Origin of the sequence: Streptomyces griseobrunneus (genome assembly GCF_046713465.1) — a bacterium.
Classification (GTDB): domain Bacteria; phylum Actinomycetota; class Actinomycetes; order Streptomycetales; family Streptomycetaceae; genus Streptomyces; species Streptomyces microflavus.
Genome location: NZ_CP177080.1, coordinates 5,477,093 through 5,500,430 on the forward strand (window position 1 = coordinate 5,477,093; position 23,338 = coordinate 5,500,430).

Annotated in this window: 19 protein-coding genes and 2 tRNA genes; 11 read left to right on the plus strand and 10 right to left on the minus strand. The window is 70.6% G+C overall.

The window, feature by feature from the left end:
- Positions 1-16: 16 nt before the first annotated feature.
- Together ACK8N7_RS24840 and ACK8N7_RS24845 are read right to left on the minus strand one after the other, a co-directional pair.
- Positions 17-658, minus strand: a complete 642-nt coding sequence (locus tag ACK8N7_RS24840) for a superoxide dismutase (protein WP_015608530.1) — start codon at positions 656-658, stop codon at positions 17-19.
- Between the two features lie 227 nt (positions 659-885).
- Complete coding sequence (locus ACK8N7_RS24845; RefSeq protein WP_500444187.1) at positions 886-1,260, minus strand: hypothetical protein; 375 nt, start codon at positions 1,258-1,260, stop codon at positions 886-888.
- A 206-nt stretch (positions 1,261-1,466) separates the two neighbouring features.
- Here ACK8N7_RS24845 and tkt point away from each other — a divergent pair, with 206 nt between their 5' ends.
- Together tkt and ACK8N7_RS24855 are read left to right on the plus strand one after the other, a co-directional pair.
- Entirely contained in the window at positions 1,467-3,692 is a 2,226-nt protein-coding gene (tkt, locus tag ACK8N7_RS24850; RefSeq protein ID WP_500444188.1) for a transketolase, read from the plus strand.
- 54 nt (positions 3,693-3,746) lie between these two features.
- A complete protein-coding gene (locus tag ACK8N7_RS24855) occupies positions 3,747-4,418 on the plus strand; it encodes a Dps family protein (protein WP_500444189.1) in 672 nt (223 codons plus the stop codon).
- A 75-nt stretch (positions 4,419-4,493) separates the two neighbouring features.
- On the opposite strand, the gene ACK8N7_RS24860 is transcribed toward ACK8N7_RS24855, so the two are convergent.
- On the minus strand, positions 4,494-5,555 hold the full coding sequence (locus ACK8N7_RS24860; RefSeq protein ID WP_500444190.1) for a glycerophosphodiester phosphodiesterase family protein: 1,062 nt from the start codon (positions 5,553-5,555) through the stop codon (positions 4,494-4,496).
- A 185-nt stretch (positions 5,556-5,740) separates the two neighbouring features.
- Here ACK8N7_RS24860 and ACK8N7_RS24865 point away from each other — a divergent pair, with 185 nt between their 5' ends.
- Positions 5,741-7,633, plus strand: coding sequence for a hypothetical protein (locus ACK8N7_RS24865; protein WP_500444191.1), 1,893 nt, complete (start codon positions 5,741-5,743; stop codon positions 7,631-7,633).
- A gap of 102 nt (positions 7,634-7,735) precedes the next feature.
- Here ACK8N7_RS24865 and ACK8N7_RS24870 read toward each other — a convergent pair whose 3' ends face one another.
- A complete protein-coding gene (locus ACK8N7_RS24870; protein WP_403208058.1) occupies positions 7,736-9,187 on the minus strand; it encodes an amino acid permease in 1,452 nt (483 codons plus the stop codon).
- A 120-nt stretch (positions 9,188-9,307) separates the two neighbouring features.
- Positions 9,308-10,738: an amino acid permease gene (locus tag ACK8N7_RS24875; protein WP_403208060.1), complete on the minus strand. Its 1,431-nt coding sequence runs from the start codon at positions 10,736-10,738 to the stop codon at positions 9,308-9,310.
- A gap of 286 nt (positions 10,739-11,024) precedes the next feature.
- Here ACK8N7_RS24875 and ACK8N7_RS24880 point away from each other — a divergent pair, with 286 nt between their 5' ends.
- The gene (locus ACK8N7_RS24880; RefSeq protein ID WP_500444192.1) at positions 11,025-11,618 is read left to right on the plus strand and encodes a biotin transporter BioY; all 594 of its coding nucleotides are present in this window, start codon (positions 11,025-11,027) and stop codon (positions 11,616-11,618) included.
- Between the two features lie 104 nt (positions 11,619-11,722).
- Here the strand turns inward: ACK8N7_RS24880 and ACK8N7_RS24885 are convergent, their stop codons facing one another.
- A complete protein-coding gene (locus ACK8N7_RS24885) occupies positions 11,723-13,156 on the minus strand; it encodes an amino acid permease (protein ID WP_403208062.1) in 1,434 nt (477 codons plus the stop codon).
- 260 nt (positions 13,157-13,416) lie between these two features.
- Between ACK8N7_RS24885 and ACK8N7_RS24890 the strand changes: the two genes are divergently transcribed.
- Together ACK8N7_RS24890 and ACK8N7_RS24895 are read left to right on the plus strand one after the other, a co-directional pair.
- Positions 13,417-13,905, plus strand: a complete 489-nt coding sequence (locus tag ACK8N7_RS24890; protein ID WP_398821391.1) for a ribose-5-phosphate isomerase — start codon at positions 13,417-13,419, stop codon at positions 13,903-13,905.
- A gap of 146 nt (positions 13,906-14,051) precedes the next feature.
- Positions 14,052-14,879 (plus strand): Fpg/Nei family DNA glycosylase, encoded by an 828-nt coding sequence (locus ACK8N7_RS24895; protein WP_500444193.1) that lies wholly within the window; start codon positions 14,052-14,054, stop codon positions 14,877-14,879.
- A gap of 30 nt (positions 14,880-14,909) precedes the next feature.
- On the opposite strand, the gene ACK8N7_RS24900 is transcribed toward ACK8N7_RS24895, so the two are convergent.
- Positions 14,910-16,145 carry a GNAT family N-acetyltransferase gene (locus tag ACK8N7_RS24900; RefSeq protein WP_500444194.1) on the minus strand — a complete coding sequence of 412 codons (1,236 nt, stop codon included), beginning with the start codon at positions 16,143-16,145 and terminating at the stop codon, positions 14,910-14,912.
- A gap of 103 nt (positions 16,146-16,248) precedes the next feature.
- On the opposite strand from ACK8N7_RS24900, the gene ACK8N7_RS24905 reads away from it, so the two are divergent.
- Complete coding sequence (locus ACK8N7_RS24905) at positions 16,249-17,394, plus strand: SpoIIE family protein phosphatase (protein WP_403208069.1); 1,146 nt, start codon at positions 16,249-16,251, stop codon at positions 17,392-17,394.
- 166 nt (positions 17,395-17,560) lie between these two features.
- On the opposite strand, the gene ACK8N7_RS24910 is transcribed toward ACK8N7_RS24905, so the two are convergent.
- Positions 17,561-18,745, minus strand: a complete 1,185-nt coding sequence (locus ACK8N7_RS24910; protein WP_403208071.1) for a cation:proton antiporter — start codon at positions 18,743-18,745, stop codon at positions 17,561-17,563.
- 224 nt (positions 18,746-18,969) lie between these two features.
- Here ACK8N7_RS24910 and ACK8N7_RS24915 point away from each other — a divergent pair, with 224 nt between their 5' ends.
- Positions 18,970-19,461 (plus strand): HD domain-containing protein, encoded by a 492-nt coding sequence (locus ACK8N7_RS24915; protein WP_500444195.1) that lies wholly within the window; start codon positions 18,970-18,972, stop codon positions 19,459-19,461.
- A gap of 62 nt (positions 19,462-19,523) precedes the next feature.
- Here ACK8N7_RS24915 and ACK8N7_RS24920 read toward each other — a convergent pair whose 3' ends face one another.
- Complete coding sequence (locus ACK8N7_RS24920) at positions 19,524-20,684, minus strand: acyltransferase family protein (protein WP_403208075.1); 1,161 nt, start codon at positions 20,682-20,684, stop codon at positions 19,524-19,526.
- A 446-nt stretch (positions 20,685-21,130) separates the two neighbouring features.
- Between ACK8N7_RS24920 and ACK8N7_RS24925 the strand changes: the two genes are divergently transcribed.
- Positions 21,131-21,325, plus strand: coding sequence for a hypothetical protein (locus ACK8N7_RS24925; RefSeq protein ID WP_015608513.1), 195 nt, complete (start codon positions 21,131-21,133; stop codon positions 21,323-21,325).
- A 93-nt stretch (positions 21,326-21,418) separates the two neighbouring features.
- Here the strand turns inward: ACK8N7_RS24925 and ACK8N7_RS24930 are convergent.
- Positions 21,419-21,492, minus strand: a tRNA-Gly gene (locus tag ACK8N7_RS24930).
- Positions 21,493-21,659: 167 nt separating this feature from the next.
- Between ACK8N7_RS24930 and ACK8N7_RS24935 the strand changes: the two genes are divergently transcribed.
- Both ACK8N7_RS24935 and tig read left to right on the plus strand, forming a co-directional pair.
- Positions 21,660-21,736: transfer RNA gene (locus ACK8N7_RS24935), tRNA-Pro, on the plus strand.
- 150 nt (positions 21,737-21,886) lie between these two features.
- On the plus strand, positions 21,887-23,281 hold the full coding sequence (gene tig, locus ACK8N7_RS24940) for a trigger factor (protein WP_500444196.1): 1,395 nt from the start codon (positions 21,887-21,889) through the stop codon (positions 23,279-23,281).
- Positions 23,282-23,338: the final 57 nt, after the last annotated feature.

Sequence of the window (23,338 nt, forward strand, 5' to 3'; positions counted from 1 at the left end):
GTCCGCCGGAGCGGAATCAGGGGGCGAGCAGCAGTACGTCCGCGCGCTCCTTGGCGGCTGCGTAACGCTTGGCCACGTCCTGCCAGTTGACGACCTGCCACATCGCCTCGATGAAGTCCACCTTCTGGTTCTTGTACTGAAGGTAGAAGGCGTGCTCCCAGGCGTCGAAGACCAGGATCGGGACCGAGCCCTGACCGACGTTGCCCTGGTGGTCGTAGACCTGCTCGACGATCAGCTTGCCGCTGAGGGGCTCGTACGCGAGGACGCCCCAGCCGGAACCCTGGGTGGTGGCGGAGGCCTTCGTCAGCTGGGCCTTGAAGCCCGCGTAGGAGCCGAAGGACTCGGTGATCGCGTCGGCCAGGTCGCCCACGCCGTCCGCCGCGAGGGGTTCGCCGCCGCCGTCGCCGGTCATGTTGTGCCAGTAGATCGAGTGCAGGATGTGGCCGGAGAGGTGGAAAGCGAGGTTCTTCTGGAGGCCGTTGATCGCGCCCCAGGCCTCCTTGTCGCGGGCCTCTTCCAACTGCTCCAGGGTGTCGTTCGCACCCTTGACGTATGCGGCGTGGTGCTTGTCGTGGTGCAGCTCGACGATCTGCGGGTTGATGACCGGTTCGAGCGCCGCGTAGTCGTACGGGAGTTCCGGGAGCGTGTACGTGGCCATGATGCGAGCCCTCCGACTGCTGGGAATGCCGTCCAGTTGTTATTGCAATCTATATGCAAGAGCAGGCTAACAGCAGGAAGGTTCGCGAAGTGATCAGCCCTTGGGCCTAGGACCTGGGGCGCAGGGGGGGGCAGGGGGTGGCGGCGCGGGCGTGGCGTGACGGGGCGCGCAGGTGCGGCTGGCCCGTTCGATGGGGTGAACGGGCCCGCCGGGCGGGTCGGGGTGGATCAGTGGGTGGGGTCGCTGCCCTTCCGCTCCTGCGGGTCGACACCCGTATGGGCGGACGCGTCCTTCTTGCCGCTGGGGCGCCGGGACCTGCCCCGGCGGCCGGTCCCGTGCATGTCGGAGTCCCCGCCGCGGTCCTCCCCGCGGCTCGTCGAACTCTCCGTCGTGGTGCCTTCCAGGGAGGCGCGCTTCTCCTCCTCGGTCGGCTTCTTGCGGGGTCGGTCCGGCTCCGGGGCGTACGTGTCCGGGTTGAACGAGCGGTGCGCGCTGGGATTGGCCTTCTGTGTCGTTTCATCGACATCGGGGGCCCAGCCGTGCTGTCCCTCGCCCTCGAACCTGCTCGGCCCCTTGCCGTGCCGGGGTGGTTTCTTCGACATGGTGGGCCTCTCGCTCTCGTCGGGTGTCCTATTATCCTCCCTTTTCTTGTTATAAAGGCGGTCTGTCTTCTCGCCTGCCTCTCTTCCCGCGAGCACCCATGTTTGGGCGCCGCTTCCGGGGGGACCCGGCCAAGCAGCCGGGCGGCTCGGGGCCGGGGACCGCAGGTGCGCCGCTCGCCGCCCGCCCCACCGACCAGGAGGACTTGATGGCACCCCCCAACGCCCCCCAGGGATCCGGCGCCCACCCCCGCGACCCGAAGCTGGCCCTGCCGGTCGCGGACGCGGCGGGCTGGGGCCCGCTCGACGTCCGGGCCGTCGACACGGTCCGGCTGCTGGCCGCCGACGCGGTGCAGAAGGCGGGCCACGGCCACCCGGGCACCGCGATGAGCCTCGCGCCACTGGCGTACCTGCTCTTCCAGCAGGTCATGCGCCACGACCCGGCCGACGACCAGTGGCTCGGCCGCGACCGCTTCGTGCTCTCCTGCGGGCACTCCAGCCTCACCCTCTACATCCAGCTGTACCTGAGCGGTTACGGCATGGAGCTGTCCGACCTGGAGGCGCTGAGGACGTGGGGCTCCAGCACCCCCGGCCACCCGGAGTACCGCCACACCCGGGGCGTCGAGATCACCACCGGGCCGCTCGGGCAGGGGCTGGCCTCCGCCGTCGGCATGGCCATGGCGGCCCGCCGGGAGCGCGGCCTGCTCGACCCCGAGGCGGCGGCCGGCACCAGCCCCTTCGACCACCACGTGTACGTCGTCGCCTCCGACGGCGACCTGATGGAAGGCGTGACGTCCGAGGCCAGTTCACTGGCCGGACACCAGGAGCTCGGCAACCTCGTCGTCTTCTACGACTCCAACCACATCTCCATCGAGGACGACACCGACATCGCCTTCAGCGAGGACGTGACCGCCCGCTACGCCGCGTACGGCTGGCACGTCCAGACCGTCGACTTCACCCGCACCGACGACTACGTGGAGGACGTCGACGCCCTCCTCGCCGCCGTCGAAGCGGCGAAGAACGAGAGCGGCCGCCCCTCCCTGATCCTGCTGCGCACGATCATCGGCTGGCCCGCGCCAACCAAGCAGAACACCGGCAAGGCCCACGGCTCCGCGCTCGGCGACGACGAGGTCGCCGCCACCAAGAAGCTGCTCGGCTTCGACCCGCACGCCGACTTCACCGTCGAGGACGACGTACTGACCCACGCCCGTGCGGTCCGCGAGCGTGGGGCCGAGGCCCACCGCGCCTGGGAGCCCCGCTACCAGGAGTGGCGCTCCGCCCACCCCGAGCGCGCCGCACTCCTCGACCGGCTGCTGAAGCAGGAGTTCCCCGACGGCTGGACCGACAGCCTCCCCGTCTTCGACGCCGACCCCAAAGGCATCGCCACCCGCAAGGCCTCCGGCGATGTGCTGACCGCGCTGGCGCCGGTGCTGCCCGAGCTGTGGGGCGGCTCGGCAGACCTCGCGGGCAGCAACAACACCACCATGGAGGGCGAGCCGTCCTTCGTCCCGGCGTCCAAGCAGACCGGCGAGTTCCCGGGCAACCCCTACGGCCGTACGCTCCACTTCGGGATCCGCGAGCACGCCATGGGCGCGATCCTCAACGGCATCGCGCTCCAGAGCCTCACCCGCCCCTACGGCGGTACGTTCCTGATCTTCAGCGACTACATGCGCCCGGCCGTCCGCCTCGCCGCCCTGATGAAGCTGCCGGTCACCTACGTCTGGACCCACGACTCCATCGGCCTGGGCGAGGACGGCCCCACCCACCAGCCCGTCGAGCAGCTGGCCGCACTCCGCGCGATCCCCGGCCTCGACGTCGTACGGCCCGCCGACGCGAACGAGACCTCCGTCTGCTGGCGCACCGTGCTGCAGCACCACGACCGGCCCGCCGGCCTCGCCCTCACCCGGCAGCCGCTGCCCGTCCTGGAGCGGGGGGAGGGTGCGTACGCGCCCGCCTCGGGGGCCGCCCGGGGCGGCTACGTACTCGCCGACAGCCGGGGCGGCACCCCGGACGTGATCCTCGTCGGCACCGGGTCGGAGGTCCACATCGCCCTGGCGGCGCGCGAGCTCCTGGCCGCCGAGGGGCACGACGCGCGGGTGGTCTCCATGCCCTGCCGCGAGTGGTTCGCCGACCAGCCGTACGCGTACCAGGACGAGGTCCTGCCGCCCGGCGTACGGGCCAGGGTCAGCGTCGAGGCCGCCGTCGCCCAGGGCTGGCGGGACATCGTGGGCGACGCGGGCCGCATGGTCAGCCTGGAGCACTTCGGCGCCTCGGCCGACTACCAGCGCCTGTACGAGGAGTTCGGCATCACGCCCCGCGCGGTCGCCGACGCCGCCCTGGCGAGCATCCACGCGGCCGCCGCAGGCTCCGTCCGGCCCGGCGGCGAGCGCCCCGGCGCCACCCCGACCCAGGGCGGCACCGGCGACGCCGGTTAGACCTCCGCCTCCCGAAAAGCCACCACTGCCGACGTCTCTACGAAGAGGAGCCCCATGTCCCCCGCACGCACCCCCCGTTACACCGTCCCCGGCCTCGGCGTCGACGAGGGCCGCCAGGTCATCGACCTCCTGACCCTGCGTCTGCACGCGCTCAACGACCTCGCCCTGACCCTCAAGCACATCCACTGGAACGTGGTCGGACCGCACTTCATCGCCGTCCACGAGATGCTCGACCCGCAGACCGACGCCGTACGGGACATGGCCGACGCGGCCGCCGAACGCATCTCGGCCCTGGGCGGCGAGCCGCAGGGCACGCCGGGAATCCTGGTCAAGGAGCGCACCTGGGACGACTACAGCGTCGGCCGCGCCGACGCCATCGCCCACCTCGGCGCCCTGGACCTCGTCTACACCGGAATCATCGAGGCCCACCGCGAGGCGGTCGAGAAGGCGGGCGAGCTGGACCCGGTCACCGAGGACCTGCTCATCGAGCACCTCCGCGGCCTGGAGCAGTTCCAGTGGTTCGTGCGCGCGCACCTGGAGAGCGGCTCCGGCACCCTGTCGAACGCCGGTGCCGACACCGAGGAGGCCGCGGCCGCCGCCGCCGCGTCCCCGAAGCGGGCGACGGCCAAGCGCACCCCGGCGAAGAAGACGGCGCTGCCCGCCCCCGCCAAGAAGACGGCGGCACCGGCGGCCAAGAAGACGGCGAGCAAGCGCACCACCCGCTGAGGCCAGGAAGAAGACGGCGAGCGAGCGCCACCCGCTGAGAACCTGCGCCCGGGGCGGGTCCGGCCAAGACCCGCCCTAGCGCCGCAGTCCCTCCCGCGCCTGCACCGCGATGTCCGGGAAGTCCGTCACCACCGCGTCCACGCCCTGCCCGTAGTGGAAGGCGTACTCGGCGAACGCGTCGCCGAAGTCGTTCGGCGCGGTGGACCGGCGGTAGCCGGCCGGGAGGTACTGGTTCTCCGCGCGGAAGGTGTACGCACCGACCTTCAGGCCCGCCGCATGCGCGTCCGCGAGGAGCGTGTGCGGCGGGACGAGGGAGGACTTGTCCGGGCCGATCCACTGCGCGTACGAGGCGATCTCCCGCAGCCCGGCCGGGCTCATCATGTCCTTATAGGTGACCGCGTGACCATAAGGGGAGCCGCTCGTGCCCAGCGCCTGCCAGAGGGGCAGGCCGAGACGGGCGGCGGCGATCCGGTGCAGGCTGGACGGTTCGAAGGACTGGACGACGCACTCCCGGGCGGTCAGCCGGTTGCGGCGGATCACCCGGATCAGCTCCTCCTCCAGCGGCAGCCCGATCGAGCGGAAGTACGTCGGGTGCTTGGTCTCCGGGAAGACCGCGATCCGCCGGCCCGACTCCCCGGACAGCCGCCGGGCCAGGTCGATCACCTCCTGGAAGGTCATCACCCGCCCCCGTCCGTCGAAGACCGTGTTCCGGTTGCGGACCAGCGGCAGCCGCTCCACCGTGCGCAGCGTCCTCAGCTCGCGGAGCGTGAAGTCCTCGGTGAACCAGCCGGTCACCGCCCGGCCGTCCACCGTCCTCGTGGTGCGGCGGTCGGCGAACTCCGTCCGTCCGGCGACATCCGTCGTCCCGCCGATCTCGTTCTCGTGCCGCACGACCAGGACATGGTCCTTCGTCGGTACGAGGTCCGGCTCGATCCAGTCGGCCCCGGCCCGTACCGCGTAGGTGTACGCGTCGGCGGTGTGCTCGGGGCGCCAGCCCGCCGCCCCGCGGTGGCCGATGACCAGCGGGCCGGGAGCGCGGTGCCGGACCGGTGTGGCCGCGCCGGCCGGGGCGGTGGCGGCGGCCGTGACGGCCGCGGTGGCCAGGAGGACCGAACGACGCCTCGGTGCAGGGGACATGACAGCTCCTCGGGTGGCGGAGCCTCCACGGAAGCGAGGGCGGATGACATCCCGGCGTACGGCGCCCGACCCTGCCGTGTCCGGTGGCCCACGTGTTCGCGGGCCGCGCCGAGCACCCGTACCGGAACCGCGAACCCCGGGCCCCCGCCCCGTACCCGCACATCGCCGCTGGCCATAATGCGCTGGTGAACAGACCCCCCGTGCCGCTGCCCGCCGAACACATACCCCCCGGCACCGCCGACTGGCGGACCCCGGACGCCGCGCGCTGGCTCGCCGCGGTGCCCGCCCGGTGGGCACACCCGCTCTGGGCGGTGCTGGCGCTGGTCGCCACGGCGTTCTGGTACATGGACGGGGCTCCCCTCGCCCCCTGTACGTCCGCCGAGCCGTGCGGCACCGACTGGTCGGGCCTCGGGATGATGGCCGTGCTGGTGCTGACCCCGTACTGGGTGTGGCGGCAGCCCCGGCTCGCCCTCGCCGGGCTGGCGGTCGCCCTCGTGGGGTTCGCCGAGGACGGCGGGTTCACCGAGTCGTTCGGCGAACCGTACGCGCTCGGCTACCCCGTGGCCGCCGCCTTCACCACCGCCGGGATCGTCCACCGGCTGGCCCTCGCCGGCCGGCAGCGGACGCTGGCCCTGGAGGCGGCCGGGCCGGTCGCCCAGCCGCTGCCCGCCGCCGCGCGGACGTTCCGCCGGGGCCGGTTCTCCTTCGCCCTGGCCGCCCTGCTGCTCGCCGTCGCCGGGTTCGGCTCCTGGCAGGCCCAGCAGGTCGCCGACGCGTACGAGGAGCGGGCCGCGAGCGCCACACAGCTGTCCGGACGCGTCGCGGCCCTGGAGCAGGACGACGACGTCGACGTCCTGAAGGTGGAGGCCGACGAGCGGACCCATCGCTTCGAGACGGCCTTCCCCGAGGACTTCCCCGTGGACAGCCAGGTCGACATCGTGGTGGACGGCGACTGGGCGGCGCTGGTCGCGGAGCCGTACGACGCCTTCGGCTGGGAGCTGCTGGTGCTGGCCGGCTCCGTCGCGGCACTGGCGCTGTTCGCGAACGGAGTGGACGGACGGACACGTTCGGTACGGCTGAGGCGCGGGGCCCTGCCGGTGCTGAAAGTGCTGGTGCGCGAGGACCACGAGGACGGCCGCACCTGGGTGTTCGCGGCCGACGACCCGGAGACCTTCCGGCCGATCCTGCACTTCCACTCGTTGCACGCCTTCGAAGAGGAGGAGGACGAGGACGAGGGGGCGGCGGGCGGGGGAGAGGCCGACGACGACGAAGCGGAAGCCGTCGACCTCACCAAGGTCAGGGCGATCCTCACCGGCGACGACCCGCCCCCGCCGCTGCGCGAGGCACTCCTGTACGGCGCCCCCTACGCCGGCGCCGAAGTCGCCCTCGCCGCACGCCTCGACGCGGACGAGACCGAGGTGGTGGTCGAGTGCAGCGTCACCGCCGTGAAGCCGGCCGCCCCCGGGCTGGTGACGCGCGGACCGAAGCACCGCGAGCGGAACAGCGAGCAGCGGCCCGTCGAGGAGATCGCCGCCTCCATGACGCCCGCCACCGGCCTGCGGGTGTGGAAGGCGCACGGCTTCTCGCGCGCGGTGGGCCTCGGCCTGCTGGTGGTGCAGGGCGGCGGTATCTGGGCCATGGTCGACGACGGGCCGTCGTGGCACTGGCTGTGGCTGCCCCTCGCCCTGCCGTGGCTGGTATCGGCCGTGTCGACGGCCCTCACCTGGCGGATCACCGCCGACCGTGACGGGCTCTGGGTGACCGGGGCGTGGCGCGTGCGGCAGCTCCCGTGGGACGCGATCACCGCCGTACGCCACTCCGAGGACGGCATCCGCGTCGGCACGGGCAAGGGCCACCCCGACGTCGAGCTGTCCCCCACCGGCTGGGCGTGGCTGGAGCGCCGCCTGGGCCGCGAGCCGTACGCGGTGCTCGCAGCCGAGGAGGTACGGGCGCTGCTGCTCCGCCCGGAGCTGCGGCCGGCCGAGGAGGCGCCGACGGCACGGCAGGGCATGCCGGTCGGGCCGCCCCTGGTGGCCGTTTCGCTGCTGTGGGGCGCGGCGGTACTGCTCCTGCAGTGACAGGCCGGAGCAGGGAGACCGCCCCTGCGGTGACCGGCCGGAGCGGGTGTTCCCCGGCCGGTCACCGCAGAGGGCGCCCCGGCCGGTCACCGCGGAGGACGCCTACTTCCGCTGCGCGGGGATCCCGGCAGCGCCGTCGTTCCCCCGACGCCGCTGACGTACGACACCGATGCCGATCAGCACCGCCGTCAGCGCACCCGTGGCCAGCAGCTGGTCGCGGGTGTCCGGCTGGCGCAGCATCAGCAGGAAGATGCCCACCATGCCCGCCAGGGCGACGATCGTGAGGACCGGGAAGAGCCACATCCGTACGACGAGCTTCTCGGGCTCCTCGCGCTCGGTGCGCTTGCGCAGGATCAGCTGGGAGACGGCGATGAAGATCCACACCACCAGGATCACCGCGCCGATCATGTTCAGCAGCCACGGGAAGACGTCGTCCGGCCGCCAGTAGCTGAGCAGCACGCACAGGAAGCCGAACACCGAGGAGAACAGCACCGCGTTGCGCGGCACCCCGGAGGAGATCCTGCCGAGTACGGCCGGCCCCTGGCCCCGGGCGACCAGGGACCGGGCCATCCGCGAAGCGCCGTAGATGTTGGCGTTCATCGCGGAGAGCAGGGCGATGAGGATGACCACGTTCATGATCTGCGCGGCGCCGCCGATGCCGAGGTGGTCGAGCATCGCGTAGAAGGGGCCGACCTCGGCGACCTTCGGGTTGTCCCAGGGAACCAGGGTGACGATGACGGCCATCGAGCCGATGTAGAAGACCGCGATGCGCCACATCGCCGTACGGACCGCCTTCGCGACGCCCTGCACCGGGTTCTCGGACTCGGCCGCGGCGATGGTGACGGTCTCCAGACCGCCGTACGCGAAGACGGAGGCGAGGAGCCCGATGATGAAGCCGTCCATGCCCTTCGGCAGGAATCCCCCGTCGCCGGTGAGGTTGGTCAGGCCGGGCGCGTCCGTGTCCGGGAGCACGCCGAGGATCGCCAGCAGGCCGAGCACCAGGAACAAGGTGATCGCGATGACCTTCAGGGCGGCGAACCAGAACTCGAACTCGCCGAAGTTCTTCACGGCGGCCAGGTTCGTCCCCAGGAAGATCACCATGAACAGGGCGACCCAGGCCCACTCCGGCGTCCCGGGCAGCCAGCCGCTGACGATCTGGGCCGCGCCGATGCCCTCCAGGCCGACGGCGACGCAGAGCAGGAACCAGAAGGACCAGCCCGCGGTGAATCCGGCCCAGGGACCGATCGCCCGTTCGGCGTGCACGGAGAAGGAGCCGGAGGCCGGGTTGGCGGCGGACATCTCGCCGAGCATGCGCATCACCATCATGACGAGCAGCCCGGAGATCGCGTACGCGACGACGATCGAGGGCCCGGCGGCGGCGATCCCGGCCCCGGAGCCCACGAAGAGCCCGGCGCCGATCACCCCGCCGAGGGCGATCATCGAGAGGTGGCGCTGTTTGAGACCGTGGGTGAGCGCGGAGTCGGCCGTCGCCGTCGCGGGAGTCGCGGGGGCTGCGGAGTCAGCGGTGGGGGGAGACGCGGAGGTCCGATCCATGGACGAGCTCTGTTCGGTAGGTGAGACGGGGGACGAACCCACAGTCTGAGCATCTTCACCGCTCACACGGAACAGGTGTCCGCTATACGGGCACGAGGCTCACACAAGGTGCACACGCGCCTACCGGTCGGTAGGAGCCGGGTTCCCGCGCTCCCGCCACTGACGTCCCACCGCCACCAGCAGCACCAGCGCGGTCGCCCCCGCCGACCACAGGACCTGCGGCCGCGCCGCGTCGTCGGTCAGCATCAGCACCAGCACCCCGAACAGTCCGGCCAGCGTCAGCCAGGTCAGATACGGGAAGCACCACATCCGCAGCGCGAGCGCCCCCGGCGCCTCCTGCTCCAGCCGGGCGCGCAGCCGCAGTTGGGAGGCGGCGATCAGCGCCCAGACGAACAGGAGCACCGCGCCGACCGAGTTGAGCATGTAGAGGAACACGGTGTCCGGCCAGACCAGGTTGAGCAGTACGGAGACGAATCCGAAGGCCACCGAGGCCAGCACCGCTCGCCGGGGGACCCCGCCCGCCTTCCCTTCAGAGCCGCCCGACACCTTCAGCAGCCCCCGGGGCGCCTCCCCGCGCTCCGCCAGCGAGAACACCATCCGCGACGATCCGTACAGATTGGCGTTGAGCGCCGAGAGCAGCGCCACGAACACCACGATGTTCATGATCTGCGCGGCGGACGGCACCCCGATCGTGTCCAGCACCTTCACATACGGGCTCAGCCCGGCCTGCTGGGCGGTCCACGGCAGCACGGTCACGATGACCAGCATCGAGCCGACGTAGAAGAAGAGGATCCGCACCACCGCGCTGCGCACCGCACGCCCCACCGCGCGGGCCGGGTCGTCGGTCTCGGCGGCGGCGATGGTGACGACCTCCAGCCCGCCGAAGGCGAAGACCACCGTCAGGACGCCGGAGACGACCCCGCCCCAGCCGTTCGGCAGGAAGCCCCCCTGCCCGGTCAGGTTGGTCATCCCGACCGGGTCGGTGTCCGGGAGCCACCCGAGGACGGCCAGCACCCCGAGCCCCAGGAAGACGACGATCGCGCCGACCTTCAAGGAGGCGAACCAGAACTCGAACTCGCCGAAGTTCTTCACCGCCGTCAGGTTGGCCGCGGTGAACACCACCATGAACAGCAGCACCCACACCCACGGTTCGACCGCCGGCACCCACCCGTGGGCGATCTGCGCGGCGGCCGTCGCCTCCACGGCCAGGACCACCACCAGCAGGAACCAGTACAGCCAGCCGACGCTGAACCCGGCCCACCGCCCCAGCGCCCGCTCCGCGTGCACGGAGAAGGAGCCGGACGCGGGCATCGCGGCGGACATCTCGCCGAGCATCCGCATCACCAGCATCGCGAGGGTCCCCGCGATCAGATACGAGACGACGATGGCGGGCCCCGCCACCGCGATCCCGGCGCCCGAGCCGACGAACAGCCCGGCCCCGATCACCCCGCCGAGCCCGAGCATCGTGAGATGACGCTGCTTCAGCCCGTGTTCGAGGGGCTCTGCGGGGGTCGTGGGAGCCCCGGACGGGGTGGGGGGAGCCTCGTGCATGGTGTGCGGGTCACTCTCGGATCATTTATGGGGAACCTACAGTCTGCGGCTGCGGTCCCCCTCCCGCCAAAACGGACCACCTGCCGCCCCACCTCCGTGACGAGCATCACGCCCAGCGGAGATTGCGAGGCGACCTTTGTGCGAACCCCACCAACCTGTCAACCGCCGCTTTGTGGGCGGCTGATGGTGATCGGTCGTTCACTGCTGGGCTAACGTCGGCAGCAGTCCCACCCCACCTGCCTGGCGGAGCCGTCCCAGCCTGCCTGCCCTCACCCGCGGAGTCCCGATGAGCACTGCTGCCGCCCCCGTCCCTTCCGGAGCGGTCCTCGCCGACCTGCTGCCCGCAGCCCGGCACCGCTACGCCGTCGACGCGGCCCTCGTGCTGGGCGGCGCCGCCCTCACCGGCATCGCGGCCCAGATCTCCGTACCGGTCCCCGGCTCCCCGGTCCCCGTCACCGGCCAGACCTTCGCCGCGCTCCTCATCGGCACCGCGCTCGGCGCCCGCCGCGGCTTCCTCGCCCTCGCGCTGTACGCGGTCGTCGGCATGGCCGGCATGCCGTGGTTCGCGGAGGGCACCTCGGGCTACGCGATGCCGTCCCTCGGCTACATCCTCGGGATGCTGCTCGCCGCCACCGTCGTCGGCGCCCTCGCGCGCCGCGGCGGCGACCGCTCGGTGCTCCGCACGGCGGGCACGATGGTCATCGGCTCCGCGATCATCTACGCCGTCGGCGTGCCCTACCTGGCGCTCGCCACCGGCATGTCCCTGAGCGCCGCCGTCGCGGCCGGGCTCACCCCGTTCCTGATCGGCGACGCCCTGAAGGCGGCCCTGGCGATGGGCGCCCTGCCCGCCTCCTGGAAGCTCCTCGGCCGCCGCGGCTGACCGGCCCCGAAGAGCCACGAAGAGCCACGAAGAGGGCCCCGCCGGACCGTCACGGTCCGGCGGGGCCCCTCTTCGTGCGGCCTTGAGGCGTCAGCGGCTGCGGATCACTTCGCGACGGCCTTGCGGCCGCGCGCCTCGCGGAACAGCGAGATCCCCACCACCAGCGCCGCGACCAGCAGCGACAGCACGACCTGCTCGCGGGCGGTGTCGTCGGTCAGCATGTAGACCAGGACGAAGGAGATCATCGCGATCGTCGCCCAGGTCAGATACGGGAAGAGCCACATCCGTACAACCAGCTTGCCCGGGGTCTCACGCAGGATGATCCCGCGCATCCGCAGCTGGGTGAAGCAGATGACCAGCCAGACGAAGAGCGCCACCGCGCCCGAGGAGTTCAGCAGGAACTGGAACACCGTGTCGGGCCACTGGTAGTTGAAGAACACCGCCACGAAGCCGAAGACGACCGAGGACAGGATCGCCGCCTGCGGCACACCACGCTTGTTGACCTTGGCGAAGGACTTCGGGGCGTCGCCCCGCTCACCGAGCGAGAACGCCATCCGGGAAGCGGTGTAGAGGCCGGAGTTGAGACAGGACAGCACGGCCGTCAGCACGATGAAGTCCATGACCTGGCCGGCGTGAGGGATCCCGATCACATCGAGGGCGGCGACGTAGCTGCCCTTCTCGATGATCGACGGGTCGTTCCACGGCAGCAGCGTCAGCACGACGAAGATCGATCCGAGGTAGAAGACGGCGATACGCCAGATCACGCTGTTGGTGGCCTTCGACACGGCCCGCTGCGGGTCCGACGACTCACCGGCCGCCAGGGTCACGATCTCGCTGCCCATGAACGAGAAGACCACCATCAGCACACCGGTGAGGATGGCCCCCGGCCCTTCGGGGAAGAACCCGCCGGAGTCCGTCAGATGCGCGAGACCGGAGCCGCCGTTGTCCGAACCGGGCAGGAACCCGAACACGGCGAGCATGCCGACGATCACGAACGCGGCGATCGCCACGACCTTGATCCCGGCGAACCAGAACTCGAACTCGCCGTAACTGCCCACCGAGACCAGGTTGGTGGCGGTCAGCACGACCATCACGATCAGAGCCCAGGCCCACTGCGGGACACCGGGGATCCAGCTCTCCAGGATCTTGGCGCCGGCCGTGGCCTCGACGGCGAGTACGACGACCCAGAAGAACCAGTAGAGCCAGCCGATGGAGAAACCGGCCCAACGGCCCAGCGCCTGGTCGGCGTAGGCGGAGAAGGAGCCGGAGCTGGGGCGGGCGGCGGCCATCTCGCCGAGCATCCGCATCACGAGGACGACCATCAGGCCGACCATCGCGTACGACAGCAGAATCGCCGGACCCGCGGCCGCGATGCCTGCGCTCGATCCCACGAAGAGCCCGGCGCCGATCACGCCGCCGATCGCGATCATCGAGAGGTGGCGGTTCTTCAGGCCTGCCTGAAGCCCGCCCGACGAGTCCGGCCGGTCCGGCTCACCGGGCTCCTGGCCCGGCTTCGCCAGCGTCGTCTGCGACGTCATGGGGGGATTCCTTACCTTTTCGAGCATGAGGGTGTGCCCTGCTCCGCCGTGGGTCGTGCCCGTGGGGTGTGCGAAGACAAGGCCACGCATTCAAGCCCGATACAAGGCGGAAGGGGAACCCCCTCTTTCGGATCGTTTGCCGGATCGTTGCCCGAGTGGTGTTCGCCACACGAAATCGGGCTCGAACCTGCGAATCATCGAATGAGGACGTGTGACCCCGCTGACGGCTACCCCGCGAAGTTCGTGCCACACTTCGCACCATGCGCGTGTACCTCGGATCCGACCATGCCGGTTACGAACTCAAGAACCACCTCGTCGAGTGGCTCGGTGCCCACGGCCACGAGGCCGTCGACTGCGGCCCCCACATCTACGACGCCCAGGACGACTATCCGCCGTTCTGCCTGCGTGCCGCCGAGAAGACGGCCGCGGACCCGGACAGCCTTGGCATCGTGATCGGCGGCTCCGGCAACGGCGAGCAGATCGCCGCCAACAAGGTCAAGGGCGTCCGCGCCGCACTGGCCTGGAGCGAGCAGACCGCCGCCCTCGGCCGCGAGCACAACAACGCCAACGTCGTCGCGATCGGCGGCCGGATGCACACGGTTGAGGAGTCCACGAAGTTCGTCGAGATCTTCCTCTCCACGCCGTACTCGGGCGAGGAGCGCCACACGCGCCGCATCGAGATGCTCTCGGCGTACGAGAACACCGGCGAGCTCCCCCCGATCCCGGCCCACCACCCCCAGCAGGGCTGACCCCGCTCCCACCCCTTGCGTGCCGCCCCCCCCCCCCCCCCCCCCCCGGCGGCCCCCCCCCCCCCCCCCCGGGGGCGGCGGGGCGCCCCCCCCCCCCCCCCCCACGGCCATGCCCACCCCCGTACCCCCGCAGGGAGCAGCCCGCCGTGCCCGAGGGACACACGATCCACCGCCTCGCCCAGGACCACGCCGAACGGTTCGCGGGTGCCCCGGTGCGGGTGAGCAGCCCGCAGGGCAAGTTCTCCGACAGCGCGGCCCTGCTCGACGGGCACACCCTCACCACCACCGACGCCCACGGCAAGCACCTCTTCCTCGGCTTCGGTGACACCGGCTGGGTCCACATCCACCTCGGCCTCTTCGGCAAGCTCGGCTTCGGCACGGCCCCGCCCCCGCCGCCCACCGACACCGTCCGCCTCCGCCTGGTCAACGCGGACCACCACGCCGATCTCCGCGGGCCCACGACCTGCGCCCTGATCACCGACCCCGAGAAGCGCGCGATACACGAGCGCCTAGGCCCGGACCCGCTCCGCGGTGACGAGGACGGGGAGCGCGCCTGGCAGCGGATCTCCCGCAGCCGGACCACGGTCGCCGCCCTCCTGATGGACCAGAAGGTCATCGCGGGCGTCGGCAACGTCTACCGGGCCGAGGTCCTCTTCCGCCACGGCATCGACCCGTACCGCGCGGGCAAGGACCTCACCCACGCCGAGTGGGACGCGATCTGGGCGGACCTCGTGGAGCTGATGCGTGAGGGCGTCCGGCACAACCGGATCGACACCGTCCGCCCCGAACACCTCCCCGAGGCCATGGGCCGCCCGCCCCGGGTGGACGACCACGGCGGCGAGGTCTACGTCTACCGCCGGGCCAACCTGCCCTGCCACATCTGCGCGAGCGAGATCCGGACGGCGGACCTCGCCGCCCGCAACCTCTTCTGGTGCCCGCGCTGCCAGAACCCGGGTCCGGCACCCGGCACCTGACACCTCACCGGCACCCCGTACCCGGTCGTCTCAGAAGCCGTGCGGCAGCCACGGCTCCACATGCCACGAGAACGCCGACGAGACCTCCGCCACCGCTCCCGGCCGCACCTCCCGCACCCGCCCCGCCGCCGCGAGCGAGGTGAACGACACCCCGCCCAGATAGGCGGCGCCCAACTCCCGCACCGACAGCTCCAGATCCGGCGCGCGATCCGGCGCACGCCTGCACGAGGCGCCGCCCTTCGCGTCCGCCACCAGATGCCAGCGCCCCGCGTTCCACGGGCAGAAGGCGTCCTCCACCTCCAGCACCACATCCACCGGCGTGCGGTACGCCCGCGCCTCCAGCGCCGCCCCCACCTCCACCAGCCGTACGTAGAGCGAGTCCTGCACCCGCGCCTGGCACCGCCGCACATCCGAGACCAGATGCATCAGCGGCTCGTCCACCGGCCGCCCGCCCGCCTCCACGGTCGACGTCAGGTCGATGCCGAACAGGAACCGCCACAGCGCCGCGTACGACGCCGCGTCCAGCGCCCCGAGGTCCCGCAGTGCCACCGTCCCCTTCGGCCCCGCCCGGTCCCAGTCGGGCCGCACCCGGAACGTGGCGTACCCCAGCACCTCCCCGTCCCGCTCGGCCAGCACGCACTGCAACGGCGAGGCGCCCGCCCGGTCCTTCTCCGTGTCGATCACCGCGGCCTGCTCCCACTTCGGCTGCCGCACCGGCGTGCCCGGACGCTCCGCGGCGAGCCGCCCGTACACCTCCTCGCAGGCGGGCAGGGCCGCCACCGGATCCGTGTACCGCACCCGCACCTCGTCGGTGCCCGGCGGCAGTTCGAGCTGTACGCGGGCGGTGTCGACGTCCAGGCTCATGGCCCGGGTCGCGGCCCCGTACCCGAAGCGGCCGTAGATGGCCGGCTCCGACGCCGTCAGCACGGCGAGCGGCTCGCCCCAGGAACGTACGTCGTCCAACTGGCGCCGCATCATCGTCCGCAGCAGCCCGCGCCGCCGGTGCGTACCGGCCACGCTCACCGCCGTCACCCCCGCCGCCGGCACCACCGCACCGCCGGGCACCGTCAGCCGGAAGCTGTACGCCCCCGCCGTACCGACGCACGCCTCCCCGTCCCAGAGGCCGATGTTCCGGTCGTACTCGGTCAGCTCATGCCAGAGCGCAAGCGACTCCGGAGCGCTCAGCGCACCCCCGAACGCACGCTCCAGACAGGCGAACCAGGGGTTCCATTCGGCAGGTCGCAGCACACGGAGTTCTGAAGTCATACGCCATCCCTACCAGGGCGGGCCGAAGCGGACGACCCGATTTCGCGCGCATTGTCACGGGGCCCCCTGCACCGGAGGCGTCCGGGTGGATAGGGTCCCGGCAATGGCCCGTCGCGGAGGAGTGGACGACTTCTGGGCCCGGTGGCGCAGATCGATGCACCGGGCCCGCATCGGGCTGCGCAAATCCGGGGTGGACTACTTCCGGGGCGACGGCTCCGACTGGATCGCGCTGGCCGGTCTGCTGCTGACGATTCCGGCCATCACGTTCGCCACCATCACCAGCCCGGTCTGGATCGACCCGGCCGCCCTCGCCCTCCCCATCGTCGCGGGCGGCCTCCTGCTGCGCCCCGCCAGCCTGCTGGGCCTGTACGCCACGGCGGCCGGCGCCCTGATCGTGGAGGCGCTCACCCTCGGCCCGTACCTGGACGGCCCCGCCCGGGTCACCCCGGGCACCGTGCTCGTGGTCGCCGCCTGCGGGTTCTTCGGGCTGATCCTCGCCCAGTTCCGGGCCCGGGTCGGCGTGCCCTGGCGGCGCGGCGGCACCATGCTCTTCGACCTGCGCGAACGTATCCGGGTCCAGAGCGCCCTGCCCCGGCTGCCCCAGGGCTGGCACCGGGAGATGGCCCTGCGCCCGGCCGGCGGCCAGTCCTTCTCCGGGGACTTCGTCGTCGCGGCCCGCACCAACGGCGGCCGGACCCTGGAGGCCGTGCTCACCGACGTCTCCGGCAAGGGCATGGACGCCGGATCCCGCGCCCTGCTGCTCTCCGGGGCCTTCGGCGGGCTGCTCGGCTCGCTGCCGCCGCACGGCTTCCTCGCCGCCGCCAACGGCTATCTGCTGCGGCAGGACTGGGACGAGGGGTTCGCGACCTCGATCCACCTGGTGCTGGACCTGGACTCCGGCGACTACGAGATCTTCTCGGCCGGCCATCCGCCCGCCCTCCAGCTCCACGCGGGCAGCGGACACTGGGAGGAGAAGTCCGGGGAAGGCCCGCTGCTCGGCGTCTACGACGGAGCAGAGTTCGACGCGGTCAAGGGATCGCTTGCGCCGGGGGACGTGCTGATGCTCTTCACGGACGGCCTGGTGGAGGCGTCCGACCGGGACATCGCCGAGGGCATCGACCGGCTGACGGGTGAGGCCGACCGCTATGTCTCCACCGGCTTCGAGGGCGCGGCCTGGCATCTGATCGAGGCCTGCGCCAAGGACGTCAACGACGACCGGGCGCTCCTGCTGCTCTCGCGCAGGCACTGAGAAACCCGGTCACCGGATCTTTCCCACGGCCTCTCGTCAACGGAGAGGCGCCCGTCACCCACGAGTGATCATGTGGTGATCGTCACTCGCGGGTGCGGCCCGAGGGCACTTCTCCGCTTCCGTCCGGACCGGCCCCGGCTCCGTCCCCGCCGGCACCGGGTTCCGTTCAGACCGACACCGGGATCTGTTCCTGATCCTTGTCGCTGTCCTTGCCGCGTCCTCCGGGGAGGATCTTGGCGAGCCAGTGCGAGCGTCCGGCAGCCAGGGGTGCGAGGACGGCGAGCAGCAGCACATAGCCGGCGATGAAGGGCGAGAGCCGCTTGTCCAGTCCGGCGCCCGCCGCCATCGTGGCCAGGATGAGCGCGAACTCGCCCCGGGCCACCAGCGTGGTGGCGATGTTGGCCGTGGCCTGCGCGCCGAAGCTGTAGACCTTGGCGGCCGCGAGGCCGGCGGCCACGTTCATGGCGAGCGTCACGACGACGGCCGCCAGCACCGGCCAGAAGACGCTCAGGAGGTCGCCCGGGTCTATGGAGAGACCGAAGGCGAAGAAGAAGATCGCGCCGAACGCGTCCCGCAGCGGGTGGACCAGCTTGAGGATGCGCTCGCCGGACGTGGTCGAGCCGAGCATCAGACCGACCATGAAGGCACCGATCGCGTCGGCGACACCGAACATCTCGGAGACTCCGGCGACGAAGACCGCGGCACCGAGGAAGGAGATGACGAGGAGCTCGTCGTCCTTGGTGTTCATCAGCTTGCCGATGACCTTCGTCCCGAACCGGGCGGCCAGGGCGAGCAGCAGCAGGAAGCCGAAGGCCTTGCCGCCGTCGATGAGCATCGCCGTGAGGCTGTCCGCACCGGAGAGGATGGGCTGCAGCGCGGCGAGGTAGAGGGCGAGGAAGACGTCCTCGACGACGATGATACCGAGGATCGGCCGGGTCTCCGGGTTACCGATGCGCCCCAGGTCCACCAGGATCTTGGTGACGATGGCGGACGAGGATATGCCGAGCACACCGGCGAGGACCAGCGCCTCCGATGTGCCCCAGCCCAGCGCGAATCCGAAGCCGAGACCGGCGCCCACGTTCAGGACCAGATAGGTCCCGCCCGCGATGGCCATCTTCCGGCCGCCCGTCTTGAGGTCGTCCATGTGGAACTCGAGCCCCAGGTAGAAGAGCAGGAGGACGAGTCCCAGCGCGGAGAGCATCTCCAGGTCGTGCGGGTTGGAGAGAAGCGTGTAACCGGGGGTGTGGGGGCCGAGGAGGATCCCGGCCAGGATGAACAGGGGGATCGTCGGCAGCCCGATGCGGCCGCCGAGGCGGGCGAGGACGGCAGCGGCCAGGAAGGCGCCGCCCATGGCGAGGAGGGTGTCTGCGTGTCCGATGAGCCTGTTCCTTCGGGTAGGTCAAGAGGGCGTCAAGAGAGTGTCAACAAACCATCAGTAATTAGTTTACCGAACGATTGACTCTGCAACTGTGAATCCGTCAGATTGTCAGCTTTTGTCTGTTTGGGAAACGGGACTCGTTTCCGTCAACACGCCAGGTGCGGAAGGGTGTTGACCAGCGGCAATAGAGTCGGTCCATGACCGGCAACCATCTGAACCTGACCCAGGTCGAGGCCTTTGCCCGCCAGGCCCATGCGACACAGACCGACAAGGCGGGCCGCCCGTACACGGAGCACCTGGCGGCGGTGGCCGAGGGCGTACGGGTGCGTGGCGGCAGTGACCGGCAGATCGCCGCGGCCTGGCTGCACGACGCGATCGAGGACGACGCGCTCTCCGTGCGATGGCTGGCGGAGGCCGCACTGCCGCAGGAGGTCAAGGACATGGTCCTCGCCGTCACCAAACGGCCGGGCGAGGAGCTGTCCGCGTACGCCGCGCGGATCCTCGCCACCCCGGGCGCGCTGCTCATCAAGGAGGCGGATCTGGCACACAACGCGGATCCGGCGCGCCTCGCGGTCCTGGACGAACCGACGCGTACCCGGCTGACCGCGAAGTATGCGCAGGTGCGGGCGCTGTTGGGGCTGGCCGGTGGGGAATCACCCGCTGACCGAAAGGATTCGGCCAACCCGTGAACGCACTGATCCACCCGAGACGCTCGTCACGGGTGGATCGGGGGAGCCGCGCGGAGGCGGCTTCAGCGCTTCGCGGGATCCTTCCGGAACGCCCACTTCATGTCCGGCTCGGTGGCGAACTTCAGGGCCCGGCCCACCGGCGGGGAGCACATCAGCGTCACCGCGGCCGCGGCCACGACCGAGACGACGACCAGTCCGACGGGGCCGGAGAGCCAGGTGTGCCGGTCGAACAGGCCCGTGTACACGGCCCCCTTGATCAGGAAGCCGTGGAGCAGATAGCCGCAGATCGTCCCGGCGCCCAGTGCCGTGAACCACATGTTCCTGCGCGGCACCCAGGCCAGGAAGCCGATGGTCAGTGCCAGGGCGCAGCCGAACATGGCCAGCGACATCACGGCGCCGGACCACCACGGAGCGTCCATCTCCTGGGCGCTGTTGGCGCGGTAGAGCCAGCCGAGCTGCATGCGCGGGGCGATCCAGTAGGCGAACAGCAGGGCGCCCACGAACAGCGGCAGCGAGAGCAGCCGCACCTCGCGGCGCCGGACCAGCTGGAAGTGCTCGGGCTTCATCAGCAGGCCGAGGACGAAGAACGGCAGGAACTGGAAGACCCGCTGGAGATCCAGGTCGTCGCCGATGTCCGGGGATACCGAGGCCAGCATGGCTATGGCGAGGGCCACCGGCAGCGGATGACGCAGCGTGCGCCAGATCGGCGTGGTGACCCGCCAGATGAACAGGGCGATCAGGAACCACGTCAGGAACAGCGGATCGACCAGGCTGATCGAGGTGTCCGTCGCATCGTCCACGTACCGCTTGAAGAGCGAATAGGCCGTCTCGAACAGCACGTACGGCACGGCGACGCCGGTGATCAGGCGCTTCACCTTCGGCGCGGACATGTCGAACGTGCGGGAGAAATAGCCGGAGATGAGGATGAAGGCCGGCATGTGGAACGTGTACACGATCATGTAGAGCGCCCGGGTGGACCGGCTGCCGTCCATCACCGGTTCCCAGGCGTGCGCCACCGCGACCAGGACGATCGCCAGATACTTCACGTTGTCGAAGTAGGGATCGCGCTTCTTCGCCGCCGAGGGGGCCGGGGCACCGGCCGTGCGGGCACCGCGCTCCGGGGCGGGGCGCGTGGCGGTGAGCGTCTGCTCGCGTCTGGGCTCCGACTCCCGGGTCGCCGGGGGGAGCGGGGCCCTTGTGAATACGCTCGGGGCTTGGAACATCTAAGGCACCTTAGACGCGTCGATTGCTTCGCGTAAAACCGCGACGAAATATCGCGTGTTCCCCTCTATTCGAATGTGAAACCGCCGAACACCGTCCTATATGACACCATTGATCCCGCTTAAACGGGGCATATCGGTGGGGTGTTGGGTGAGTGAATTACGTCGCATCGCGCGGCTTCAATTACCTGTGAAGCACCTGTGGGGATATGGAAACGATCACTGCGGCACGGGTCGGCGAATATGAGGCCGAACAGATTCCCCGACAGAAGCACGGGGTGTCCTGCGTGGAGCCCCCCTGGGCTGGGCAGGATGGCGGGATCCGGTCAGTGTGATCCGTCACCCGGCAGCAGACACCGGGGAGTTGGTGGCACGATGGACGCGACGGGGCGCGCGGTGGTGCACGCTTCCGGGCCGGCAAGGCGGACCGACCGAGGGTGTGATCAGACGTGGCTATTTCACTGTCTATGGTGCTGCTGTTCGCGGTCGTCCTGGTGGTGCTGATCCGCGGGGGCTCCATCAAGCCGGGGCCCGCGCTCGTCGCCGTGCTCTTCGGCTTCTTCCTGGCATCGACCGGCATGGCGCCGTCGATCAACAGGTTCATGAACTCGATAGCGGACACGATCAACCAGATCAGCTTCTGAGCGCGGCCGCGTCCGCCGCGCGGCCCGCCGTACCCGAGAAGGCCCGTACGCAAGAGGCCCGGTCCGACAGAGATGTCGGACCGGGCCCAGGCGTGGAGCGGGCGACGGGAATCGAACCCGCGTAGCTAGTTTGGAAGACTAGGGCTCTACCATTGAGCTACGCCCGCGAGCGGTGCACCGCAGGTCCGGGGACCGCGGCACGGAAAGCATCGTAGCGGGTCGGCGGCGCTCTCCGCACACCGGTTGACGCCGGCCGCCGGACCACCGCTCGGGGACCGCCCCGTAAAGCGGCCGACGTACGGCTCCGGTGCATGTACCCTACGTGTCGCACCGACGGGGTGTGGCGCAGCTTGGTAGCGCGTCCGCTTTGGGAGCGGAAGGTCGTCGGTTCGAATCCGGCCACCCCGACCACCAGCAAGATCGCATTGTGGGAGTCCTCCCCCTTGCCGTTACTATGCAAATTGCGTGCCCGTGTGTCTGATGTACCGGGCTCGGTCCGCGAAGCCGCCAATCGGCGGCCCAGCAGAACCCCAAGAAGTCAGCCACCAAGGAGACCGAACCGTGAAGAGCGCCGTGGAGACCCTGAACCCGACTCGGGTTCGGCTCAGCATCGAGGTGCCCTTCGAGGAGCTCAAGGACAGCCTCGACGCGGCGTACAAGAAGATCAACCAGCAGGTCACGGTGAAGGGCTTCCGCAAGGGCAAGATCCCCGCCCGGGTCATCGACCAGCGGTTCGGCCGCGGTGCAGTGCTGGAGGAGGCCGTCAACGACGCCCTCCCGAAGTTCTACACCGAGGCTGTCAACGAGGGTGAGCTCAACGTCCTCGGTCAGCCCGAGGTCGACATCACCGAGCTGAAGGACGGCGAGCTGCTGGCCTTCACCGCCGAGGTTGACGTACGCCCCGAGATCGAGATCCCGGACTATTCCGGCATCGAGGTCACCGTCGACGCCCTCGAGGTCACCGACGAAGAGGTCGAGAAGGCCGTGGAGCAGCTGCGCGAGCGCTTCGCCTCCACCAACCCGGTCGAGCGCGCTGCCGTCGACGGCGACGTCGTCACGATCGACCTGGAGGCCAAGGTCGACGGTGAGATCCTGGAGGACGGCGTCGCCGCGGGTGTCTCGTACACCATCGGTTCCGGCGAGCTCCTCGACGGCATCGACGAGGCCGTGACCGGCCTGGAGGCCGGTGGCGAGGCCACCTTCACCTCCGAGCTGAAGGGCGGCTCCGCCGAGGGCAAGGCCGCGGAGGTCACCGTCAAGGTCACCGCCGTCGCCTCCCGCGAGCTCCCCGAGCTGGACGACGACTTCGCCCAGATGGCCAGCGAGTTCGACACGCTGGAGGAGCTGAAGGCCGACAGCCGCAAGCGCCTGGAGACCACCAAGCAGTACGACCAGGCCACCCAGGCCCAGGAGCGCGTCCTGGAGGAGCTGCTGAAGCTCGCCGAGGTCCCGATCCCGGAGAAGCTGCTCGCGGACGAGGTCCAGACCCGCAAGCACAACCTGGAGCACCACCAGCTCGGTCAGATGGGTCTCGACCTCGAGAAGTACCTCGAGATCCAGGGCAAGACCCTGGAGGAGTTCGAGAACGAGACCTCCGAGCAGGCCATCAAGGGCATCAAGACCCAGTTCATCCTTGACGAGCTCGTCAACAAGGAGAAGCTGAACGTCAACCAGGAGGAGCTCACCGAGCACCTCATGCGGCGCGCTGCCTCCTCCGGCATGAGCCCCGACCAGTTCGCCCAGGCCGTCGTCGAGGGTGGCCAGGTGCCGATGCTCGTCGGCGAGGTCGCCCGCGGCAAGGCGCTCGCCGTCGTCGTCGAGGCCGCCAAGGTCGTCGACACCAACGGTGAGGTCGTCGACCTGGAGGACGACGAGGAAGAGACCACGGAGGCGGCTGCCGAGGCCACCACCGAGGAGAAGGCGGCCGACAAGGCCGAGGAGAAGAACGAGGCCTGAGCCTCGCCCTGATCCGCACGACAGCCTCACGCTGATCGGCACGGCGGGCCCCGGACG

What these genes read in the sequence shown, in the direction of transcription:
- ACK8N7_RS24870 (WP_403208058.1), bottom strand. Translation starts at nt 9,187, where the DNA reads ATGGATCGGACCTCCGCGTCTCCCCCCACCGCTGACTCCGCAGCCCCC.
- ACK8N7_RS24905 (WP_403208069.1), top strand. Translation starts at nt 16,249, where the DNA reads ATGGCCCGTCGCGGAGGAGTGGACGACTTCTGGGCCCGGTGGCGCAGA.
- ACK8N7_RS24890 (WP_398821391.1), top strand. Translation starts at nt 13,417, where the DNA reads ATGCGCGTGTACCTCGGATCCGACCATGCCGGTTACGAACTCAAGAAC.
- ACK8N7_RS24855 (WP_500444189.1), top strand. Translation starts at nt 3,747, where the DNA reads ATGTCCCCCGCACGCACCCCCCGTTACACCGTCCCCGGCCTCGGCGTC.
- ACK8N7_RS24845 (WP_500444187.1), bottom strand. Translation starts at nt 1,260, where the DNA reads ATGTCGAAGAAACCACCCCGGCACGGCAAGGGGCCGAGCAGGTTCGAG.
- ACK8N7_RS24920 (WP_403208075.1), bottom strand. Translation starts at nt 20,684, where the DNA reads ATGTTCCAAGCCCCGAGCGTATTCACAAGGGCCCCGCTCCCCCCGGCG.
- ACK8N7_RS24910 (WP_403208071.1), bottom strand. Translation starts at nt 18,745, where the DNA reads ATGGGCGGCGCCTTCCTGGCCGCTGCCGTCCTCGCCCGCCTCGGCGGC.
- ACK8N7_RS24860 (WP_500444190.1), bottom strand. Translation starts at nt 5,555, where the DNA reads ATGTCCCCTGCACCGAGGCGTCGTTCGGTCCTCCTGGCCACCGCGGCC.
- tkt (WP_500444188.1), top strand. Translation starts at nt 1,467, where the DNA reads ATGGCACCCCCCAACGCCCCCCAGGGATCCGGCGCCCACCCCCGCGAC.
- ACK8N7_RS24885 (WP_403208062.1), bottom strand. Translation starts at nt 13,156, where the DNA reads ATGACGTCGCAGACGACGCTGGCGAAGCCGGGCCAGGAGCCCGGTGAG.
- ACK8N7_RS24880 (WP_500444192.1), top strand. Translation starts at nt 11,025, where the DNA reads ATGAGCACTGCTGCCGCCCCCGTCCCTTCCGGAGCGGTCCTCGCCGAC.
- ACK8N7_RS24915 (WP_500444195.1), top strand. Translation starts at nt 18,970, where the DNA reads ATGACCGGCAACCATCTGAACCTGACCCAGGTCGAGGCCTTTGCCCGC.
- ACK8N7_RS24875 (WP_403208060.1), bottom strand. Translation starts at nt 10,738, where the DNA reads ATGCACGAGGCTCCCCCCACCCCGTCCGGGGCTCCCACGACCCCCGCA.
- ACK8N7_RS24840 (WP_015608530.1), bottom strand. Translation starts at nt 658, where the DNA reads ATGGCCACGTACACGCTCCCGGAACTCCCGTACGACTACGCGGCGCTC.
- ACK8N7_RS24900 (WP_500444194.1), bottom strand. Translation starts at nt 16,145, where the DNA reads ATGACTTCAGAACTCCGTGTGCTGCGACCTGCCGAATGGAACCCCTGG.